The following is a 16,908-nucleotide window of genomic DNA, read 5'->3' on the forward strand; positions in this document are numbered from 1 at the left end:
CTATTGTCATACTACTGCCCCTTCGCGAGGTTGTTCCAGCGGGTCAAAAAGGGCATAATGAAAGCAAAGAAACCCATTCTATGTCACGAAAAAACGAGGTTGTCCTGATGAGCTACAACGACGTATTCCTGCGGGCGTGCAGGGGAGAAGCCGTAGATCGCATACCGGTATGGTACATGCGACAAGCGGGCCGCTACGATCCCGACTACCGTAAAATCAAAGAAAAATATTCGCTGCTCGAAATTTGCCGCCAGCCGGAACTCGCTGCGGAAGTCACGATGATGCCGATTCATAAGCTGGGCGTCGACGCCGCCATCCTTTATTCCGATATTATGAATCCCGTTGCTTCGATCGGCATCGACTTCGATATCGTCAAAGATATCGGTCCCGTCATCCATAACCCGGTGCGTTCGGCCGCCGACGTCGACCGCTTGACGCCGATCGACGTGGAAGGCGACTTGTCCCACGTGCTGGAGACGATCAAGATTTTGGACCGCGAGCTGGACGTTCCGCTAATTACGTTCGGCGGCGCACCGTTTACGCTCGCGAGCTATATCGTGGAAGGTCGTCCTTCCAAGTCGTACAGCCGCACGAAGTCGTTAATGTACAGCGAGCCTGCCGTATGGCATCGTTTGATGGGCAAGCTGTCCGACATGGCGGCTACTTACTTGCGCGCGCACGTGAAATCCGGCGCCAAAGCGGTTCAACTGTTCGACAGCTGGGTCGGCTCGCTTGCGCCTCACGACTTCAAGGAATTCGTGCTTCCTCACGTTACTAACATTTTCGATCAGCTGTCCGACTTGGACATTCCGAAAATTTACTTCCCTGGCGTAAGCTCGGGCGAATTGCTGCCGCACTTGACCGGTTTGCGCGCTAACGTGATCGGCTTGGATTGGCGGGTGCCGATCTCGGAAGGAAGAAGCAGACTGGGCGGCAAGTTTGCCGTTCAAGGCAATCTTGATCCGTACGTGCTCGAGGCTCCGTCGTCCGTCATCCACGAGCATGCTCGTCGTTTGCTGGACGAGGGGATGAAAGAACGCGGGTATATTTTCAACCTCGGCCATGGCTTGTATCCGGAAGCGTCTCTTGATAAGCTGCGCGAGCTGACTACGTTCATTCACGCGTACAGCGAACAGCAAATTCGGTCGGGGGTGTCGATATGAGCGCGAACGTAAGCAAGGCGATCGGCGTATTGGTCATGTCGTACGGCACGCCGGAGAGCTTGGGCGGAGTAGAAGCGTACTACACGCACATTCGCAGAGGGCATCCGCCTACCGCGGGACAATTAGAAGATTTGACGAGCCGTTACCGGGCGATCGTAGGCGGGGTTTTCCCGCTGCGCGAAAATACGAATCGCCAAGTAGCCGCGTTGCAACGGACGCTCGACGAGCTTGCGGGCGAAGGCAAGTTCGTCTGCTATCAAGGGTTGAAGCATGCGGCGCCATATATTGAGGACGGCGTAGCGGCGATGGCAGCTAGCGGCATTACCGAAGCGGTCGGCATCGTGCTGACGCCGCAATATTCGGTCATGAGCGTCGGTGGCTACATGAAGCGCGCCAAAGACGAAGCAGCGAAGCATGGAATCGCTTTGGCTGCAATCGAGGAGTATCATCTGCATCCGGAGTTGATTGATGCGCTTAGCAAGCGGGTAACCGAAGGCTTGGAGCGACTGGGGAGCGACGAGGCGATGGTGCTGTTCAGCGCGCACAGCTTGCCGGAGAAGATATTAGAGATGAACGATCCGTATCCGGAGCAGCTTCTGGCGACTTCACGCGCGGTAGCTCAAGCCGCAGGCGTGGAACGGTGGCAGTTCACTTGGCAGAGCGCGGGACAGACGGGACAGCCGTGGCTCGGCCCCGATATTTTGGAGACGATCGAGCGACTCAGCCAAGAGGGCGTGAAGGCGATGCTCGTCTCGCCTGTCGGATTCGTATCCGATCATCTGGAAGTGCTGTACGACATCGATATCGAAGCGGCTAAGTTCGCTGCGGAACGCGGCGTTAAGCTAGCGCGCATTCGCATGCTGAACGATGATCCGCAATATATGAGAGCGATGGCCGACTCGGTGTTGGCTGCCGCTCCGGAGCGTGCGCTGTGACCCGGCGCACGCACAAAGTGGCGGTGCTAGGCGGCGGAATCACCGGCCTTAGCGCCGCTTTTTATTTGGCCAGGCAGGCCGCGGCGAGCGGCGAACGTCTAGAGCTAACCGTGCTGGAAGGCTCGAGGCGGTTAGGAGGACGGATCCATACGCTGCGCCGCGACGGCTTCGTCATCGAACGGGGGCCGGATTCGTTTCTCGGCCGCAAGCTGCCGATGATCCGTCTCGCCGAGGATCTCGGCTTGACCGGGGAATTAACCGGTACGAATCCGGGGGCGAAGAAAACGTATATTTCCCGGAACGGGCAGCTGCATCCGATGCCGGAAGGGTTAGTGCTCGGCGTGCCGACGGACACCGACGCGTTCATGCGAACCGGGCTCGTATCGGAGGAAGGCAAGCTTCGCGCGTTGGAAGATCGGGAGATCGTGCCGGGTACTTCGAAGGGCGACGAGTCGGTAGGCGCGTTTCTGGAGCGGCACATGGGCGCGGAGATGGTGACGCGCATATTCGAACCACTACTGGCGGGTATATATGCCGGCGATTTGTACGGGTTAAGCTTGCAAGCGACGTTTCCTCAGTTCAAGGAGATGGAGCGCGTTTTCGGCAGCTTGATCGCGGGAACAATCGACGGGCGGGAGAAACAGCAAGCGCAAGCCGCGGCGGCTAGGGAAGCGCAAGCGGCTATCGCATCGACACCATTGCCCGCCTCCGTATTCCTTACTTTCAAGAACGGACTTTCGTCTGTTATCGAAGCATTGGAAGAGAAGTTAAAAGCGTACGGCTGCGAGATCCGCTTAGACGCGCGCGTGCAATCGCTGGACAAGTCGGCCGAAGGTCACCGGCTATTGTTGTCGGACGGATCGGCGCTGGACGCCGATCAAGTGCTGATCGCTTTGCCTGCGGTCGCGATGGCCGAGCTGCTTGCGCCGCATGCAGACGTATCCGCTTTGGAACGGATACGGTATGTTTCCGTAGCTAACGTTGTACTCGGATATGATGCCGCGAGCTTCGATGGCGAGCTGGACGGTTCGGGCTTCCTTGTTCCTCGCGGCGAAGGACGCACGATTACCGCAAGCACATGGACGTCTGCCAAATGGCTTCATACCGCGCCGGAAGGCAAGCGGCTCATCCGCTGTTACGTCGGTCGCGCCGGAGACGAAGCCGGCGTGGCCTTGTCGGACGAGGCGATGACGGAAGCGGTGCGTCTAGATTTGCGCGAGTTAATGGGCGTCGCGGCGGAGCCCGAGTTCGTGGAAATCACGCGGCTTCGCGACTCCATGCCGCAGTATCCGGTCGGCCACACGGAAGCGATCGCCGCTTTCCAGGCCGGACTATCGGCGGCGTTGCCGGGCGTTATCGCTTGCGGGGTACCGTTCGGCGGCGTCGGGCTGCCGGATTGCGTCGCGCAAGGCAAATTAGCCGCGGAATCGTTGTGGAAGCAATTGTAAGATCGACATATTGTCACGGATACGCTATGGGCGCTACAATGACTCATAGCGTGTTTTTTGATTGTTCGGCGATATACCGTTCGCCCCTGAGCGACGGCGATATCGTTGAAAAGGCGTTCAGCGCGGCATGCAAACTAGGTTTCGAGGGGGCAAGCTAATGACGATCGCGGCTATTATACTCGCCGGCGGGCAAGGCCGTCGAATGGGGTACGTCAATAAAGCGAACTTGATACTTGGCGACCAGCGATTCATCGACCGCCAATTGCAGGTAGCTTCCGGATGGACGGATGAGCGCATTGTCGTCGTTAGCAGCGATGAGCGAGCCGTGGAACTGAAATTGCCGGAAGACGTCCGCGTCGTCATGGACAAGTATGCCGGGGAAGGCCCGCTAGCCGGATTACACGCGGGAATTGAGGCGATGACTTCGCCATTTGCGTGGGTCATAGGCTGCGATATGCCATTTATCGACGCGAAAGCGGCGGACAAGCTACTGACTAGTTTGCTGGGAGGCGACTTTCAAGCGGCGGTTCCGATTATCGAAGAGCGGCCTCAGCCATTGCATGCGGTCTACCGCAAAGAAATCGGCGATATCGCGGGTCGATTGCTTGTGTCGGGAAATCGTAGATTGCTGTCCCTGTTAGATGAGATTAAGTGGATTAACGTATACGAGAACGAGTTCGAAGCGAGCGGCATTACCGCGCGCTTTGCGAACGATGTAGATACGCCTGAACAATATGAACGATTGAACCACGAGAAGGAGCAGTAACGATGCAGCATGAACCCCTTCCCGAGCGATTTCGCCGGCATGCGCTTCTGCCGGAAGAAGCGCAACGGCTAATCCTTGAATGCGTGCGGCCGCTAGAAATCGAGCGAGTTCCCTTGCTTGAGGCATGGGCAAGAAGGCTCGCGGAGCCTCTTGTCGCTCCGCATCCTTTTCCGCCTTTCCGCAGGTCCGGCATGGACGGTTACGCGATTCGTGCGGCAGATGTAGGTGCGGCTACGGCGGAACGACCGATTACGCTCGAAGTGGTCGAATCGTTGCCGAGCGGCGTGGAGCCGACCCGCGCGATCGGCGCAGGCCAGGCGGCGAGAATCATGACCGGCGGTATGGTGCCGGAGGGCGCGGATGCCGTCGTCATGCTTGAAGCGACGAAACACGTCGGCAAGGCAGACGAACCTCACTTCGTGCAAATATCGAAGCCGGTGTTGCCGGGATTGAATATCGCCGATATCGGTTGCGAAATTCAAAACGGCGCAACGTTAATTCCGGCCGGAGCGCTCGTGCAAGCGGGCGAAAGTGCGTTGCTCGCGGCTTGCGGGTATGCGACCGTTGCGGTCGCCCGTCGTCCGCGCGTCGGAATTTTATCAACCGGGAACGAGTTGCTAGAGGTAGGCGAGCCGCTCGCGCCGGCAAAAATCCGCAATAGCAACTTGCCGATGCTGGCGGCGATGATTCGGGAAGCCGGCGCGGAGCCGATATTGCTCGGACAAGTACCTGATGATCGCGATCGGGCTGGAGCTCTCGTAACAGAAGGGCTTTCGCGATGCGACCTTCTGTTGACGACGGGCGGCGTGTCGGTCGGCGATTACGATGTCATGGTCGATGTGCTTGCCGCTCCCGATATTCGGCTGCTCTTCAATAAAATCGCGATGCGACCCGGCAGTCCGACGACGGCGGCGCTACGGAAAGACCAATTAATTATTGCGCTATCCGGCAATCCGGGGGCGTGTTTCGTTGGCTATCATCTTTTCGTACTGCCTGTTATTAAACGTTTGCAACACGTCGATAATCCCTATGCGACGCCCTTTCAGGCTTACTTAGGCGTGGGTTACCCCAAGGTGAACGCATACAGACGCTACATTCGGGGCCGAATGAATATAGTGGATGGCCTCGTAAAGGTTTGGCCGACGGGAGACGATAAGTCGAGCTTAATGACGACGATCGTGGGCGCGGATTGTCTGATCGAGATTCCTCCGCTCAAGTCGGGGCTCGAAGCGGGGCAACTCGTTACTGCGTGGAGATTAGATTAACCTAGAGAAGTCGGAGAGACGGCAGAGGAGGCACGGGAATCGATGATCGTACTGCAAATCGTCGGCTACAAAAACGCAGGCAAAACAACGTTAGCATCCGCGATCATCGAGAGGCTTAGCTCTCTAGGTTATTTAATCGGCTCCGTCAAACACGATGCCCACAATTTCGTGCCGGACGTACCGGGAACGGACAGCTCGCGACATCGCGAAGCAGGCGCATACATGACGGCGATAACCTCTTCTTCAAGAACGGCATGGACGATGGAACGTCCGACTCCGCTCGATGCTTTACTGGACGCCATGCGCGGACAGGCGATTGACGCGGTCATCGTGGAAGGCTTCAAAACCGCCCCCTATCCGAAAATCGTGCTGCTTCGAGATTCCTCCGACGTCGAACTCCTCCATCTTCCCAATGTCCTCGCATTCGCGATACGCCAGCAAAACGAGACGCTTGTGTCCGTTGCCGCCGCCTCGTCGCTACCTCTGTTTCACGTCGGCGAGCTCCAGTTGGACGAGTTGCTCCGTTATGTGGAAGCGCTGGTTGCCGCGGCGGCGCAGAATAATAAATCCAATCGATAGTCAGGTTAACCGGACCTCAGAGCCGCTATTAGATTAAATTTACGCCTAGTGCTTGTGATTGAGGACAGTGAAGACACTAAATCCTCGGAATGAGTACTATTTGCTCACTTATTCTCTTAATAAAGTCGCTTGTGTCCCCACAACCTCCTAATACAAAGCACGTAAGCAAATAACGTCCCTAGCGTCCACATGTCGAAGTGTAAATAGCAACTTACAACCGAATTTTATAAGTTCGAACGCGCTGCTTCCCGCTGTCCGCTTCGAACATTTGCATCTCTACAAGCTGATGCAACACTCGCCGGGCATGACGATCGCTAATGCAAAGATGGCGCGCCAGCTCCTTCGGTGTCATGGGGCGTAGAATGCGTCTAGCGTACCGGACAGTTTCGGCCTCAAGCCAGTTTAAAGTTGAGGGAACGCTCATTGCGATAAATTTGCCGACGAATGCGAGCGCTAGCTGTTGACACATTTTTGGCTCGTCCATAATCGAGGGAAACGCGACAGGTAAGAATGTCCAACCGTCAAGCGATAACAAGCTATGTCCTTTGCACAAATCTTTGAATCTTCGAACGTCGAGATCTCTCGCATGAGATCCGTACCCCTGAATTTCGATACCTCCCTGCGCGCCGCCAGGCATGTATGCGAGATCCAAGTATCGATAGCCATTATTAAAATCGCGGACTTCCCATTCAGGATACAGATGATCGAAGTGCCCAATGGAAGGGAACCATACCGTCCGAAGGAATTCGACCGTTCCATGCCCAAGTCCTTGATTCAAGCGTTCAAGTCTCCTTGGATTAACCTCGCCTTTATATTGGAACGCAACCACTCCTCGTAAAGCCGTTCGAATCTCGACATCAGACTGATTCTCCTCTCGGATAAAAAAATAAAAGCCGCCTTCATCTTTCGCAACCGTCATTACGGTTGACAAAAGGATGCAAGCGGCGCGTGCTTCACGACCGGTATTCCTGTATGGTTCTTCCAGTATAAAGCGACTTAAGTGTAATGGCAATTGTAATGGACAAGAAAGACGCTATTTTGCTGGAAATAACCTTTTGCTAACTTATACGGACGTGGAGGGCGCTATTAGCGCATAAAAGGAGGTTAATCAGCCATAACTCGACGAATAACGTCTCTTGTGTCCGCACGTTTCGTCAAATCTGTCATTTTTGCAAATTAAGGCTTCTGGTGGCCTCAGAGCATCCGATGGTGTCTTACCAGTGCCCGTTCCGCGAAAACATCCGATAACGCTCAGTTGGAACCTCCATCCCACCGCCCCAAGCACCACTACAAGCCGATTTTATCCCCTGATTGTGGGAATGAAGACTTAATGTCCGCGCGCATCCTCTCTATAATGGGATTAGGCGATGAGCATCTCTGGCGGTATCTTCATCTGCGCCTCCTCCTGTTATAATGAGAGCAACATACGTGAGAGGACGGACTTCGAGAGATGAGCTTAAGCAAACGTATTTTCGCGGCTTTCCTCGCTTTTATTATCGTTCCATTATTCGTACTCGGCAGCGTTTCTTATCTCGTCTTTCAAAACGTTACGCAAGAGAAATACGCCGAGCAGACCGAACTTACCCTCAAGGCGATCGGTCGCAACATTAACAATATGATCAAGGAAGCGAACTACTTCTCCGATTTCTGGGTTACGACGGAGGATAGCGTGGAGACGGTCGAGCAGTCGCTCGATCCGGAGGCGGCAGCGAGTAGTCCGGACGACGTGGCCGGCAACGAGACTTACGAAGCGTTGCTGGAGAAGGAACGTCTGCGCCAACGCGTGCTCCTCACGTACCCGGGGATCCAATCGGTGACGTTATATCGTAACGACAACCGCATCGTGAACGTGAACTTCAGCAAAGACATTCCGATCACGAAGGCGGATCTAGAGAGCAATCCGATTTATCCCGAGGTGCTTAAGAAGTTCGGCGCGCCGGTGTGGATCGGGCCTAACGAAGACCCGGTATTGAACGGAGCGAACAACCTGTTCACGCAAATCCGCGTGCTGCTCGACGTCGACACGTTAACGAGCAAAGGTATTCTCGTTACGCGGTTCCAGATGAACGAGTTGGCGCGTATTTTCAGCTTTTATAACAGCCAAGGCAGCTCGGACAGGCGGTATTTGATCGTAGGGCGCGACGATAAAGTCGTGTTCGACAATCAAGGAACGGCGCAAGGCCAGAGCATCGCCAACTTTATGGGCACCCGCAAAGGGATCGACATCAGAAGCAATAAAAAATATCAGAGCAAATCCTTGGTATTCGACGGGGAGAAGAGCCTCGTGTCCGTCCAGGACCTTGATCTCGAGCGGCTGGGCGTCGGCGACTGGAAGCTAGTCATGGTCACCTCCTGGTCGTATTTGTCTGGGGACATGGTCATCGTGCTTCGTTGGATGGTGGCGATTACGGCGTTAACGCTCGTGTTCGCGCTCGTCTTCAATCTTATGTTCGTCCGCCGCACGGTAGGGTTCATCGTCCGCGTCGTTCGCGCGATGAGGCAGGTGGAGCGGGGAGACTTGTCAACCCGCGTGCCCGTCAAAGGCAAGGACGAGACTTCCATATTGGCGCGAGGCTTCAACAGTCTAGTGGCGAGAGTGTCGGAGCTGCTGGAAGACGTCAAGCAAGAGCAACGGCGCAAACGCAAAGCCGAGATGATGCTGCTGCAAGCGCAAATCAAGCCTCACTTCCTGTTCAACGCGCTGGAGTCGATCAACATTCTAGCCGTGCAGAACGAAGGACGCAAAGTTAGCAAAATGGTGCAGCGGCTCGCGAACATTTTCCGCATTAGCATCCAGCAAAAGGAAGAGATAAACATAGAGCAAGAGCTCGAGCATTTGACCAGCTACTTGGAAATTCAAAAGTACCGGTTCGAGGAGCTGTTCGAGTACGAGATCGATGTTCCGGAACGGCTGCTCGCGAATCCGATCCTGAAGCTGACGCTTCAACCGCTCGTCGAGAACAGCATCCAACACGGCTTCGAAGGCATCGACTACCTTGGACGAATTCACGTAAGGGCGAGGGAAGAAGGGCGCAACATCGCGATTTACGTCGAGGACAACGGGATCGGCATGACGAACGAACGGCTTGTCCGGTTAACGGAGCACGGCATTTCTTCTCTAGAGGAAATGCAGGAGGATTCGCCGGAAACCGGCGAGCGCAGAGGGCTTGGCGTCGGCAACGTCGCCGACCGACTACGCATTCACTACGGCACCGGATACGGATTGTTGCTATGCAGCGCGCCGGGACAAGGGACGGTTATCAAATGCATCATACCTAAAGTAGCGGGAGAGTGAGACCGATGAAGCTTAAAGCGCTACTGGTCGATGACGAGATTAACATACTAAAAAACCTGCAGATGATTATCCCTTGGGATAGCCTCGATATCGAGCTGATCGGCACGGCGAAGAACGGACAAATCGCACTCGAAATGGCGCGGGAGCATCGACCGAACCTTATTTTGTGCGACATTCGGATGCCGGTCATGGACGGAATCGAGTTTTTGGGCGCGCTGCGCGAATTCGACGCGGACGCCGAAGTCATTATGCTGACGGGCTATCAAGATTTCAACTACGTGCGTTCGGTCATGCGTTACGAGGTCAAGGATTACATTTTGAAGCCGATCGATTACGAGGAGCTGGAAAATACGATTTCGCGCCTGGCGGACGGGATCCGGGAACGGAACGTCGAGCAGATCTCGATGCAGCAGGAATGGAAGCAAGTGTTTCACCTCGCCTACGAGAAAATATTGTACGACCGCCTGGTCGACTTAGGCGGAGGCTCGACGAAGCCGTTCGCAAAGCTGCACGATATGGACGAGCATGCGTTCAGCTTCGCGATGATGCTTGTCGACGTCGCCGACTACACGAAGAAGGAACGCACGTGGGAAGAGAAGGAACGCAAGCTATGGAACTTCGCGATCCATAATCTGCTGCAAGAAAATCTCGCCTCGTTCGGGGTGCAGAGCTCCGTTCTGCAAGTGAGGAGCGGTGAATGGTGCGTGCTTATCGAGACGATGCCGCCGGAAACGTTCGAACGGCAGCAATGTCTCGCATGGGGCGAGCTGCTGCGGCAAGCGGTCGAGAGCTATTTGAAGCTGACGATTCGCGTCGCGCTTCACCAGTCGCCCGTATCGCTCGAACAGCTGGCCCGTACTTACAAGAGCTTGCAGCGATCTTTGAACCTGTCGCACAACGCGCATGCCGGCGTCGTGCTGTCGGAGAAGGCGCGAGGAAATTCGGATACGCCCGAGCAGCTGTGGGATCGCATCGAGGAGATGGTCACGGGGCTTAAGCGCTGCGATAGGCGCCGCACGGAAACGGCGCTCAAGGAGTTGAACGACAGCTTCCGGCAGCTGCCCGAAGCGTCGTTCGAGCGAATCGCTCCGATTCTTCATTACTTGTGCATTCACCTACTGCGCGAGATGCGCGGCATGGATGTCATGACGAACGAGGAAGAAACGGCTATCTGGCGGCAGATCGACCGCAACCAAGGTATTCGCGAGACGATGTCGGTCATCAACAAGCTAGTTGACCTGTCGCTCGACAGCGTCATGAAGAAGAAGACGAGCGACGTCCTTATGCTGTCCGCCAAAGATTATATCGAGCGCAATCTGTCGACCGAGCTTAGCATCGACGCGCTAGCCGATTACTTAGGCATTAGCGGTAGCTATTTTAGCTTGCTGTTCAAGCAGCAGTTTAACGAAACGTTCGTGGAGTACGTAACGAAGCAGCGGATGGAGATGGCCAAGTCGCTACTCGCGTTAAGCGATAAGAGCGTGACCCAAATCGGCCAAATGGTCGGTTACGTCGAACGCCGGTATTTCACGAGAGTGTTCAGCAAGTATACGGGCATGCTGCCGTCCGAATTTCGCGACCGGCACCAGAACCAGATCGGAGAAGCCGACATTCCGGCTTGGGCGATGCATCATCGGGAGAAGTAGAAACATATTCAGGACCTTCATAGGGGGAAGCCAGTAATGACGGCAATAAGCGGTTTTGAACAGCTCAGCTTAAAGGAGAAAATCGGTCAGCTCTTCATGTGCGGATTCGACGGCGTCGAGCCGACCGCGGGCATAGAAGCATTGGTGAAAGAATACGGCATAGGAGGCGTTATCTACTTCCGTCGCAATTTGCGCAACGCCTCCCAGGTAGAGGCGCTGTCGGGCAAGCTGCAAGCCGCCTCGGCTGTTCCGCTGTTCATCGCCATCGACCAAGAAGGCGGAATGGTCGTTCGGCTGGAAGAAGGAGTGACGGTCATGCCGGGCGCGATGGCGCAAGGCGCGGCTGGGGATGCGGCGTTGACGCGCGAAGCGGCCAAGCTGGCCGGGGCGGAGCTACGCGACATCGGCATTAATATGAACTTCGCGCCGTGCTTGGACGTGAACAACAATCCGCTGAACCCGGTCATCGGCGTGCGCTCTTACGGCGAGAACCCGGCTCACGTCTCGAACATCGGCATAGCCGCGATCGAAGGGTACAAAGAAGGCGGGGTTAGCGCCGTAGCTAAGCATTTTCCCGGACACGGGGATACGTCGGCGGATTCCCACCACGAGCTTCCCGTCGTGCCGCATGGCATCGATAGATTGAACGCGGTCGAGCTGGTGCCGTTCCGCAAGGCGATCTCTGAAGGCGTGGATGCGATCATGACGGCGCACGTCGTGTTTCCGGCGTTCGAACCCGACAAAATGCCCGCGACGCTGTCGCGCAAAATATTGACCGGCCTCCTTCGCGATCAACTCGGCTTCGATGGCGTTATCGTCACCGACTGCTTGGAGATGAACGCGATCTCGGAGACGATTGGCGTCGCTCGCGGCGCGGTCGAAGCCATTAAGGCGGGGGCGGACCTCGTGCTCGTCAGCCATCGGCTGGAGCGGCAGACCGCCGCGCTCGAAGCGGTGCTCGAAGCGGTGATGACGGGAGAAATTCCGGAGGCACGCATCGAAGAGTCGGCGCGCCGGATTTGGACGCTCAAGCAGCTTAGAGGGCTGTTTGGCGGCCATGCTTCGGCCGTGGATTCCGTTCGCGCAGAACAGGTCATGAACGAGCTGAGCGAGGCGGCGGTCACGGTCGTAAAAGGAAGTGAGGCGCTTCCGCTAGCCAAGGGCGGCCGCACGGTCGTCGTATGGACGGAAGCGCGCGTCGGCACCGAGGTCGTCGAAGTCGTCGAGCAATCGTGGACGCTCGGCGCGGCGCTCGCGGACCGAGGCTACGACATCGAGGAAACTCGCATCGGGCTAAATCCGACGGCGGAGGAAGCGGCTGCGGTTCGCGCGGCGGCCGCGGGAAGCCGTAACGTCGTGTTCGCATCGTACGACGCGTGTTTCTCCGAATCGCAGACCGAATTAATAAGGGAGCTTGCTTCCGATGCGAGCCATACGTTCGCATGGGTCGCGATGAGAACGCCTTACGACTTGCTTGGCGTTCCGGAAGCGCCGATTTACGTCTGCTGCTACGAGAACAAACCGGCTATGATGACGGCGCTTGCGGGCGTGCTTTCGGGGGAAGCGCCGGTTAAGGCGAAGCAACCGGTAACGATCGGACCATTCGGACGTCAAGGAGACGACGCCTAATGATCACGATCGGGATTGACGTCGGCGGTACGAACGTCGTGTCGGGTTTGTTCAATGACGAAGGCCGATTGATACGCAGCCGCAAAGTGCCGACGGAGACGTCGCAAGGCTCGGCGGGCTTGCTGGGGCAACTGGCGGAGCTATGCAAGACGCTATTGACCGAGGAAGGATTGCCGGAGGGAGCGCTGAGCGCCGTTGGTATAGGTCTTCCGGGGTTCATCGATTTCAAGACGGGCGAAGTCGATGCGGCTAATTTGCCGCTCGTCCGCACCCCCGTCGCGCAGAAGCTAAGCGAGTTGATCGGAGTGCCGGTAACGGTACGCAACGACGTCAAAATGATCGTCTATGGCGAATCGCTGCGCGGCGTAGGCAAAGGCTTCGATCACGTGCTCGGCTTGACGCTCGGAACGGGACTCGCGTCCGCGTGGGTGTCCGAGCGGAAGCTGCACGACGGTGCGGCCGGATTAGCCGGAGAGATCGGGCATATCGCCTTCTCCGACATCCCATACGTGTGCGGCTGCGGCATGAAAGGTTGCTTGGAGACGGTCGTCTCGGCGACCGGTATCGCCAGACAAGCTCGCGACGGCCTAGCAGCAGGATGGGTAGGATTGCTCGCGGAACGGTTTCCTCCGGAGCGGCGGGAATCGCTAACTGCAAGAGATGTATGGCAGGCGGCCGTCGACGGTGACGGCTTCGCCATCGAGACGTTTCGCCGGACGGCGGGCTGGCTGGCCAGGGCGCTAGCGCCCGCGATCGCGTTGCTTAGCCCCGATATTATTATCGTCGGCGGAGGCGTAGCGTCTTCCGGCGAGCTGTTTTTGCAGCCGCTTCATGCGGTGTTGTCGAGCTCGCTTCATCCGCTATATGCCGAGCGGCTCCGCATCGTAACGCCGGCGCTAGGCGACGAAGCCGGGCTATATGGCAGCTCGGAGTTCGCGCGCGAGCACCTGTCGCTAGCCAAGGAAGCTTCCGCTTAATGAGAGACGATTGCCGGAACGATCTTCGCGGATCGGGACGGGCAATCGTCTTTTTGCGTTTCATCCTGTATAATACGGGCAGGGAGATTGTGGTTGAGGAGAAATGAACGATGACATATTCTCGCACGCGTACGAATGATAAGAAGAAGATGCAACGAGGCAAGCGTGCGCGCAAGTTGCTCTGGTTCAACTTGATCATGCTGGCGTGCATCGTTGGTTTTGCCGCGTTCATTTGGATGGGAAATCACCGCGACGAGACGTTGCAATCCGGCGATAAGCCCGACATCGCGACGGAATCTATTGCGCCTTCGCCCGATGAGAGCGGGTTAGAAGCGACAGAGTCGAGCGATGCGCCGACGGCAAGCGATGACGACGGAGACGATGAGGTCGTTAATGACGCCGTTCCGCCGAGCGATGATGAAGAAACCGTTTCGAGCTCGGAGCCCGGTACGGTATCGATTGCGCTCGTGGGCGATATTTTGCCTGCGGCCAAGGTGCTCGATTATATGAACCAATTCGGATTCGATTACCCGTTCCGCGAGACGAGCAGCTTGCTATCGGCTGCCGATATTACGGCGGGTAACCTGGAGACGTCGATCACGACGCGGGGCACGCCTGCTCAAAACAAGGAATATGTGTACCGAGGCCCGAAAGAAGGGCTAGTCCCGATCAAGGAAGCGGGCTTCGACTTCTTGTCGCTAGCCAACAACCATACGATGGATTACGGCTGGGAAGGGCTCAGCGATACGATGGACGCGCTGGACGACGCGGATTTGCAACATGCCGGGTCCGGCATCGACGATCGCGAAGCGTATACCCCTGCTTATGTAGATGGCAACGGCATCACCGTCGGCTTCGTAAGCTTGACGCGCGTCGTACCTAAGACGGAATGGAAAGCCGATAAGGATCATCCGGGTCTGGCGGAAGCTTATTCGACGGAGCGCGCCGTCGCGGCGGTCAAGGAAGCGCGCGGCAACGCGGACGTAGTCGTCGTAATGATTCATTGGGGTACGGAACGCCAAGATTTGCCGAACGAGTTCCAGAAGTCGGTTGGCCACACGTTAATCGATGCGGGAGCGGATCTCGTCATCGGCAGCCATCCGCACGTATTGCAGGGCTTCGAGTCTTATAAAGGCAAGTGGATCGCCTATAGCCTAGGCAACTTCGTGTTCCCCGGCATGTCGCCGGCCACGACGGCGGAGACGGGGATTCTGAACGCTACATGCAAGCCGGGCGGCGATTGTACGCTTCGATTCGCGCCGATGATCGCCAAGATGGCCCAGCCAGCGCCGATGGACGACGTAACCGGCAAGGCGCTGCTAGCGCGCTTGTCGAGCAATTCCTTCGCTTCGAAGGTAGAGGAGGATGGCACGATTGTGGCAAGCAATCCATAATGCGGTAAGTCGGTTGCTGTTTATGCTACCGCATAAGCAGGAGAAACAGTTAACGGCAGGCGAACGAGCGAGGCTCCATCCTTGCGTGGCGCATCGCGGGTTTTCGGGCCAAGCGCCGGAAAATACGATGGCCGCGTTCAAGCTTGCTCTCGCGGAGCCTTACGTCCATTGGTTGGAGCTGGACGTGCATTTGTCCCGCGACGACGTGCCCGTCGTCATTCACGACAGCACGCTTAAGCGTACGACGAACGTGCAAGGAAACGTCCGGGATCGGACGGCCGAGCAGCTCGGCAAGCTGGATGCGGGCAGTTGGTTCGAACGGAAGTTCGCCTCGGAAGGCGTGCCTACGCTCGATCAGGTGGTCACGCTCGCCTCCGGGCGATGCAAGCTGAACGTTGAGCTTAAAGGCGCGGAAGACGCCGACGAGCAATCGCAACGCAGGCTCGCACAGCGCGCGGTGGAAGTCATTCGCGCGCGCGGTATGGCGCCGGATACGGTTATTACATCGTTTAGGCCGGCGTTATTGCAGGCGGTCCGCGAATGCGACGCTTCGATGAAGCTTGGGCTCATTATCGATGCACGTCCCTACGATCTGATAGAACGGTTGCAAGCGCTCGGAGCGACGACGTTATCGATCGGCTTTCCGCACATTACGGCGAAGCTGCTTCGGCAGACGGCGAAGGCGGGCATCTCCGTGATGGCATGGACCGTCAACAAACCGCGAGATTTGCGCAAGCTTTCTCGTTGGGCAGCACCGTTCCAATTGTGCACGAACTATCCGGACCGCTGGGATGCGGCAATAAGAGAAGGAGAATCTAACTGATGGATATTCGCAACATTTATTGCGTGGGACGCAACTACCGGCTGCACGCCGAAGAGTTAGGCAACGAGGTACCGGCTTCGCCGATGCTCTTCACGAAGCCGACGCACGCGATCGCGACGATGGACGAGGGCAAGCTTATTATTCCTTCTTCCCAAGGAGCGGTACATTACGAGGCGGAGCTTGTATTCGCCATCGGTCGGACTTACGAACCGGGCATGCGCCTAGAGGAACTCATTTCGCATTTTACGGTAGGACTCGACCTGACGCTGCGCGACGTGCAAGAGACGATCAAGAAGAAGGGACTGCCTTGGCTGCCGGCCAAGGGCTTCCGCAACTCCGCCGTGCTCGGGCGTTGGCTCGCTTTTCCGGGTCTCGATGAAGTGTCCGCGCATGCGTTCGGACTGCGGATCAACGGAGCCGAAGCACAGCGCGGCGAAGTGCGGGATATGGTGTTCGGCTTGCAACAATTGATCGATTATACAGGACGTATGTACGGTCTGGCCGCAGGCGATCTGATCTACACCGGTACGCCTGCCGGAGTGGACGCGCTTAACGAAGGCGACGAGCTTGAAGTTTGGTGGAATGAAGAGACGCTTGGTCGGGCAACAGTAAGGATGGAAGCATAGCCGTCTAACGGTGGAGGCATACCTTCCGGATTGGAGGGTTTCGATGGTTAAGTGGCTAATCAACGCGATCTTTATCGCGTTATATTTGGCGGTGGCCGTCTTCGGCATCGGTCCGGTTTTGTTCGCGGATGGATCCTGGTCGGAGCGAATAGGGACGGCCATCGTCGTCCTTGTCATTTTGGTCGTCTTGATCTTCGCGCATTTCGCGATTATGCGGCCCAAATATCGGATATGAAAGTGAAAAGACTGCCTTACTTCCGGACTAGTCCGGCAAGTAAGGCAGTCTTTTTGTTTGCGCGTGCCCAGAGGCACGCATCTTCTAGCCGGTGAAAGTCCGGTCGCGGGAGGGGCCAAGCCCCCGC

14 protein-coding genes and 1 pseudogene are annotated in these 16,908 nt (G+C 56.8%); 14 read left to right on the forward strand and 1 reads right to left on the reverse strand.

The window, feature by feature from the left end:
* Window positions 1-107 precede the first annotated feature (107 nt).
* From hemE to mobB, 6 genes are all read left to right on the forward strand, one after another.
* Window positions 108-1,163 (forward strand): uroporphyrinogen decarboxylase, encoded by a 1,056-nt coding sequence (hemE, locus tag ACFPQ4_RS10690; RefSeq protein ID WP_378111837.1) that lies wholly within the window; start codon window positions 108-110, stop codon window positions 1,161-1,163.
* The gene (gene hemH / locus ACFPQ4_RS10695) at window positions 1,160-2,098 is read left to right on the forward strand and encodes a ferrochelatase (protein WP_378111838.1); all 939 of its coding nucleotides are present in this window, start codon (window positions 1,160-1,162) and stop codon (window positions 2,096-2,098) included. The genes hemE and hemH overlap by 4 nt, the downstream gene beginning before the upstream one ends.
* Complete coding sequence (gene hemG, locus ACFPQ4_RS10700; protein WP_378111839.1) at window positions 2,095-3,546, forward strand: protoporphyrinogen oxidase; 1,452 nt, start codon at window positions 2,095-2,097, stop codon at window positions 3,544-3,546. The genes hemH and hemG overlap by 4 nt, the downstream gene beginning before the upstream one ends.
* Window positions 3,547-3,703: 157 nt before the next feature.
* Window positions 3,704-4,312 (forward strand): molybdenum cofactor guanylyltransferase, encoded by a 609-nt coding sequence (gene mobA, locus ACFPQ4_RS10705; RefSeq protein ID WP_378111840.1) that lies wholly within the window; start codon window positions 3,704-3,706, stop codon window positions 4,310-4,312.
* A gap of 2 nt (window positions 4,313-4,314) precedes the next feature.
* Window positions 4,315-5,577, forward strand: a complete 1,263-nt coding sequence (locus tag ACFPQ4_RS10710; protein WP_378111841.1) for a molybdopterin molybdotransferase MoeA — start codon at window positions 4,315-4,317, stop codon at window positions 5,575-5,577.
* 42 nt (window positions 5,578-5,619) lie between these two features.
* The gene (gene mobB / locus ACFPQ4_RS10715) at window positions 5,620-6,156 is read left to right on the forward strand and encodes a molybdopterin-guanine dinucleotide biosynthesis protein B (protein ID WP_378111842.1); all 537 of its coding nucleotides are present in this window, start codon (window positions 5,620-5,622) and stop codon (window positions 6,154-6,156) included.
* A gap of 211 nt (window positions 6,157-6,367) precedes the next feature.
* Here mobB and ACFPQ4_RS10720 read toward each other — a convergent pair.
* Window positions 6,368-7,014 (reverse strand): annotated as a pseudogene (locus tag ACFPQ4_RS10720) (transcriptional regulator).
* Window positions 7,015-7,606: 592 nt separating this feature from the next.
* Here ACFPQ4_RS10720 and ACFPQ4_RS10725 point away from each other — a divergent pair.
* The 8 genes from ACFPQ4_RS10725 (at window position 7,607) to ACFPQ4_RS10760 (ending at window position 16,781) form a co-directional block, all read left to right on the forward strand.
* On the forward strand, window positions 7,607-9,451 hold the full coding sequence (locus tag ACFPQ4_RS10725) for a sensor histidine kinase (RefSeq protein WP_378111843.1): 1,845 nt from the start codon (window positions 7,607-7,609) through the stop codon (window positions 9,449-9,451).
* Window positions 9,452-9,456: 5 nt separating this feature from the next.
* A complete protein-coding gene (locus ACFPQ4_RS10730; RefSeq protein WP_378111844.1) occupies window positions 9,457-11,097 on the forward strand; it encodes a response regulator in 1,641 nt (546 codons plus the stop codon).
* A gap of 36 nt (window positions 11,098-11,133) precedes the next feature.
* Window positions 11,134-12,726 carry a beta-N-acetylhexosaminidase gene (nagZ, locus tag ACFPQ4_RS10735; RefSeq protein ID WP_378111845.1) on the forward strand — a complete coding sequence of 531 codons (1,593 nt, stop codon included), beginning with the start codon at window positions 11,134-11,136 and terminating at the stop codon, window positions 12,724-12,726.
* On the forward strand, window positions 12,726-13,703 hold the full coding sequence (locus tag ACFPQ4_RS10740; RefSeq protein WP_378111846.1) for an ROK family protein: 978 nt from the start codon (window positions 12,726-12,728) through the stop codon (window positions 13,701-13,703). Before nagZ ends, ACFPQ4_RS10740 begins: the two co-directional genes overlap by 1 nt.
* 110 nt (window positions 13,704-13,813) lie before the next feature.
* A complete protein-coding gene (locus tag ACFPQ4_RS10745; RefSeq protein WP_378111847.1) occupies window positions 13,814-15,097 on the forward strand; it encodes a CapA family protein in 1,284 nt (427 codons plus the stop codon).
* A complete protein-coding gene (locus tag ACFPQ4_RS10750; RefSeq protein WP_378111848.1) occupies window positions 15,078-15,920 on the forward strand; it encodes a glycerophosphodiester phosphodiesterase in 843 nt (280 codons plus the stop codon). Before ACFPQ4_RS10745 ends, ACFPQ4_RS10750 begins: the two co-directional genes overlap by 20 nt.
* Window positions 15,920-16,546, forward strand: a complete 627-nt coding sequence (locus tag ACFPQ4_RS10755; protein WP_378111849.1) for a fumarylacetoacetate hydrolase family protein — start codon at window positions 15,920-15,922, stop codon at window positions 16,544-16,546. The genes ACFPQ4_RS10750 and ACFPQ4_RS10755 overlap by 1 nt, the downstream gene beginning before the upstream one ends.
* Window positions 16,547-16,589: 43 nt before the next feature.
* On the forward strand, window positions 16,590-16,781 hold the full coding sequence (locus ACFPQ4_RS10760; RefSeq protein WP_378111850.1) for a DUF6954 family protein: 192 nt from the start codon (window positions 16,590-16,592) through the stop codon (window positions 16,779-16,781).
* The last annotated feature ends 127 nt before the right edge of the window (window positions 16,782-16,908 follow it).

Source organism: Cohnella yongneupensis (assembly GCF_042655785.1).
Lineage (GTDB): Bacteria > Bacillota > Bacilli > Paenibacillales > Paenibacillaceae > Cohnella > Cohnella yongneupensis.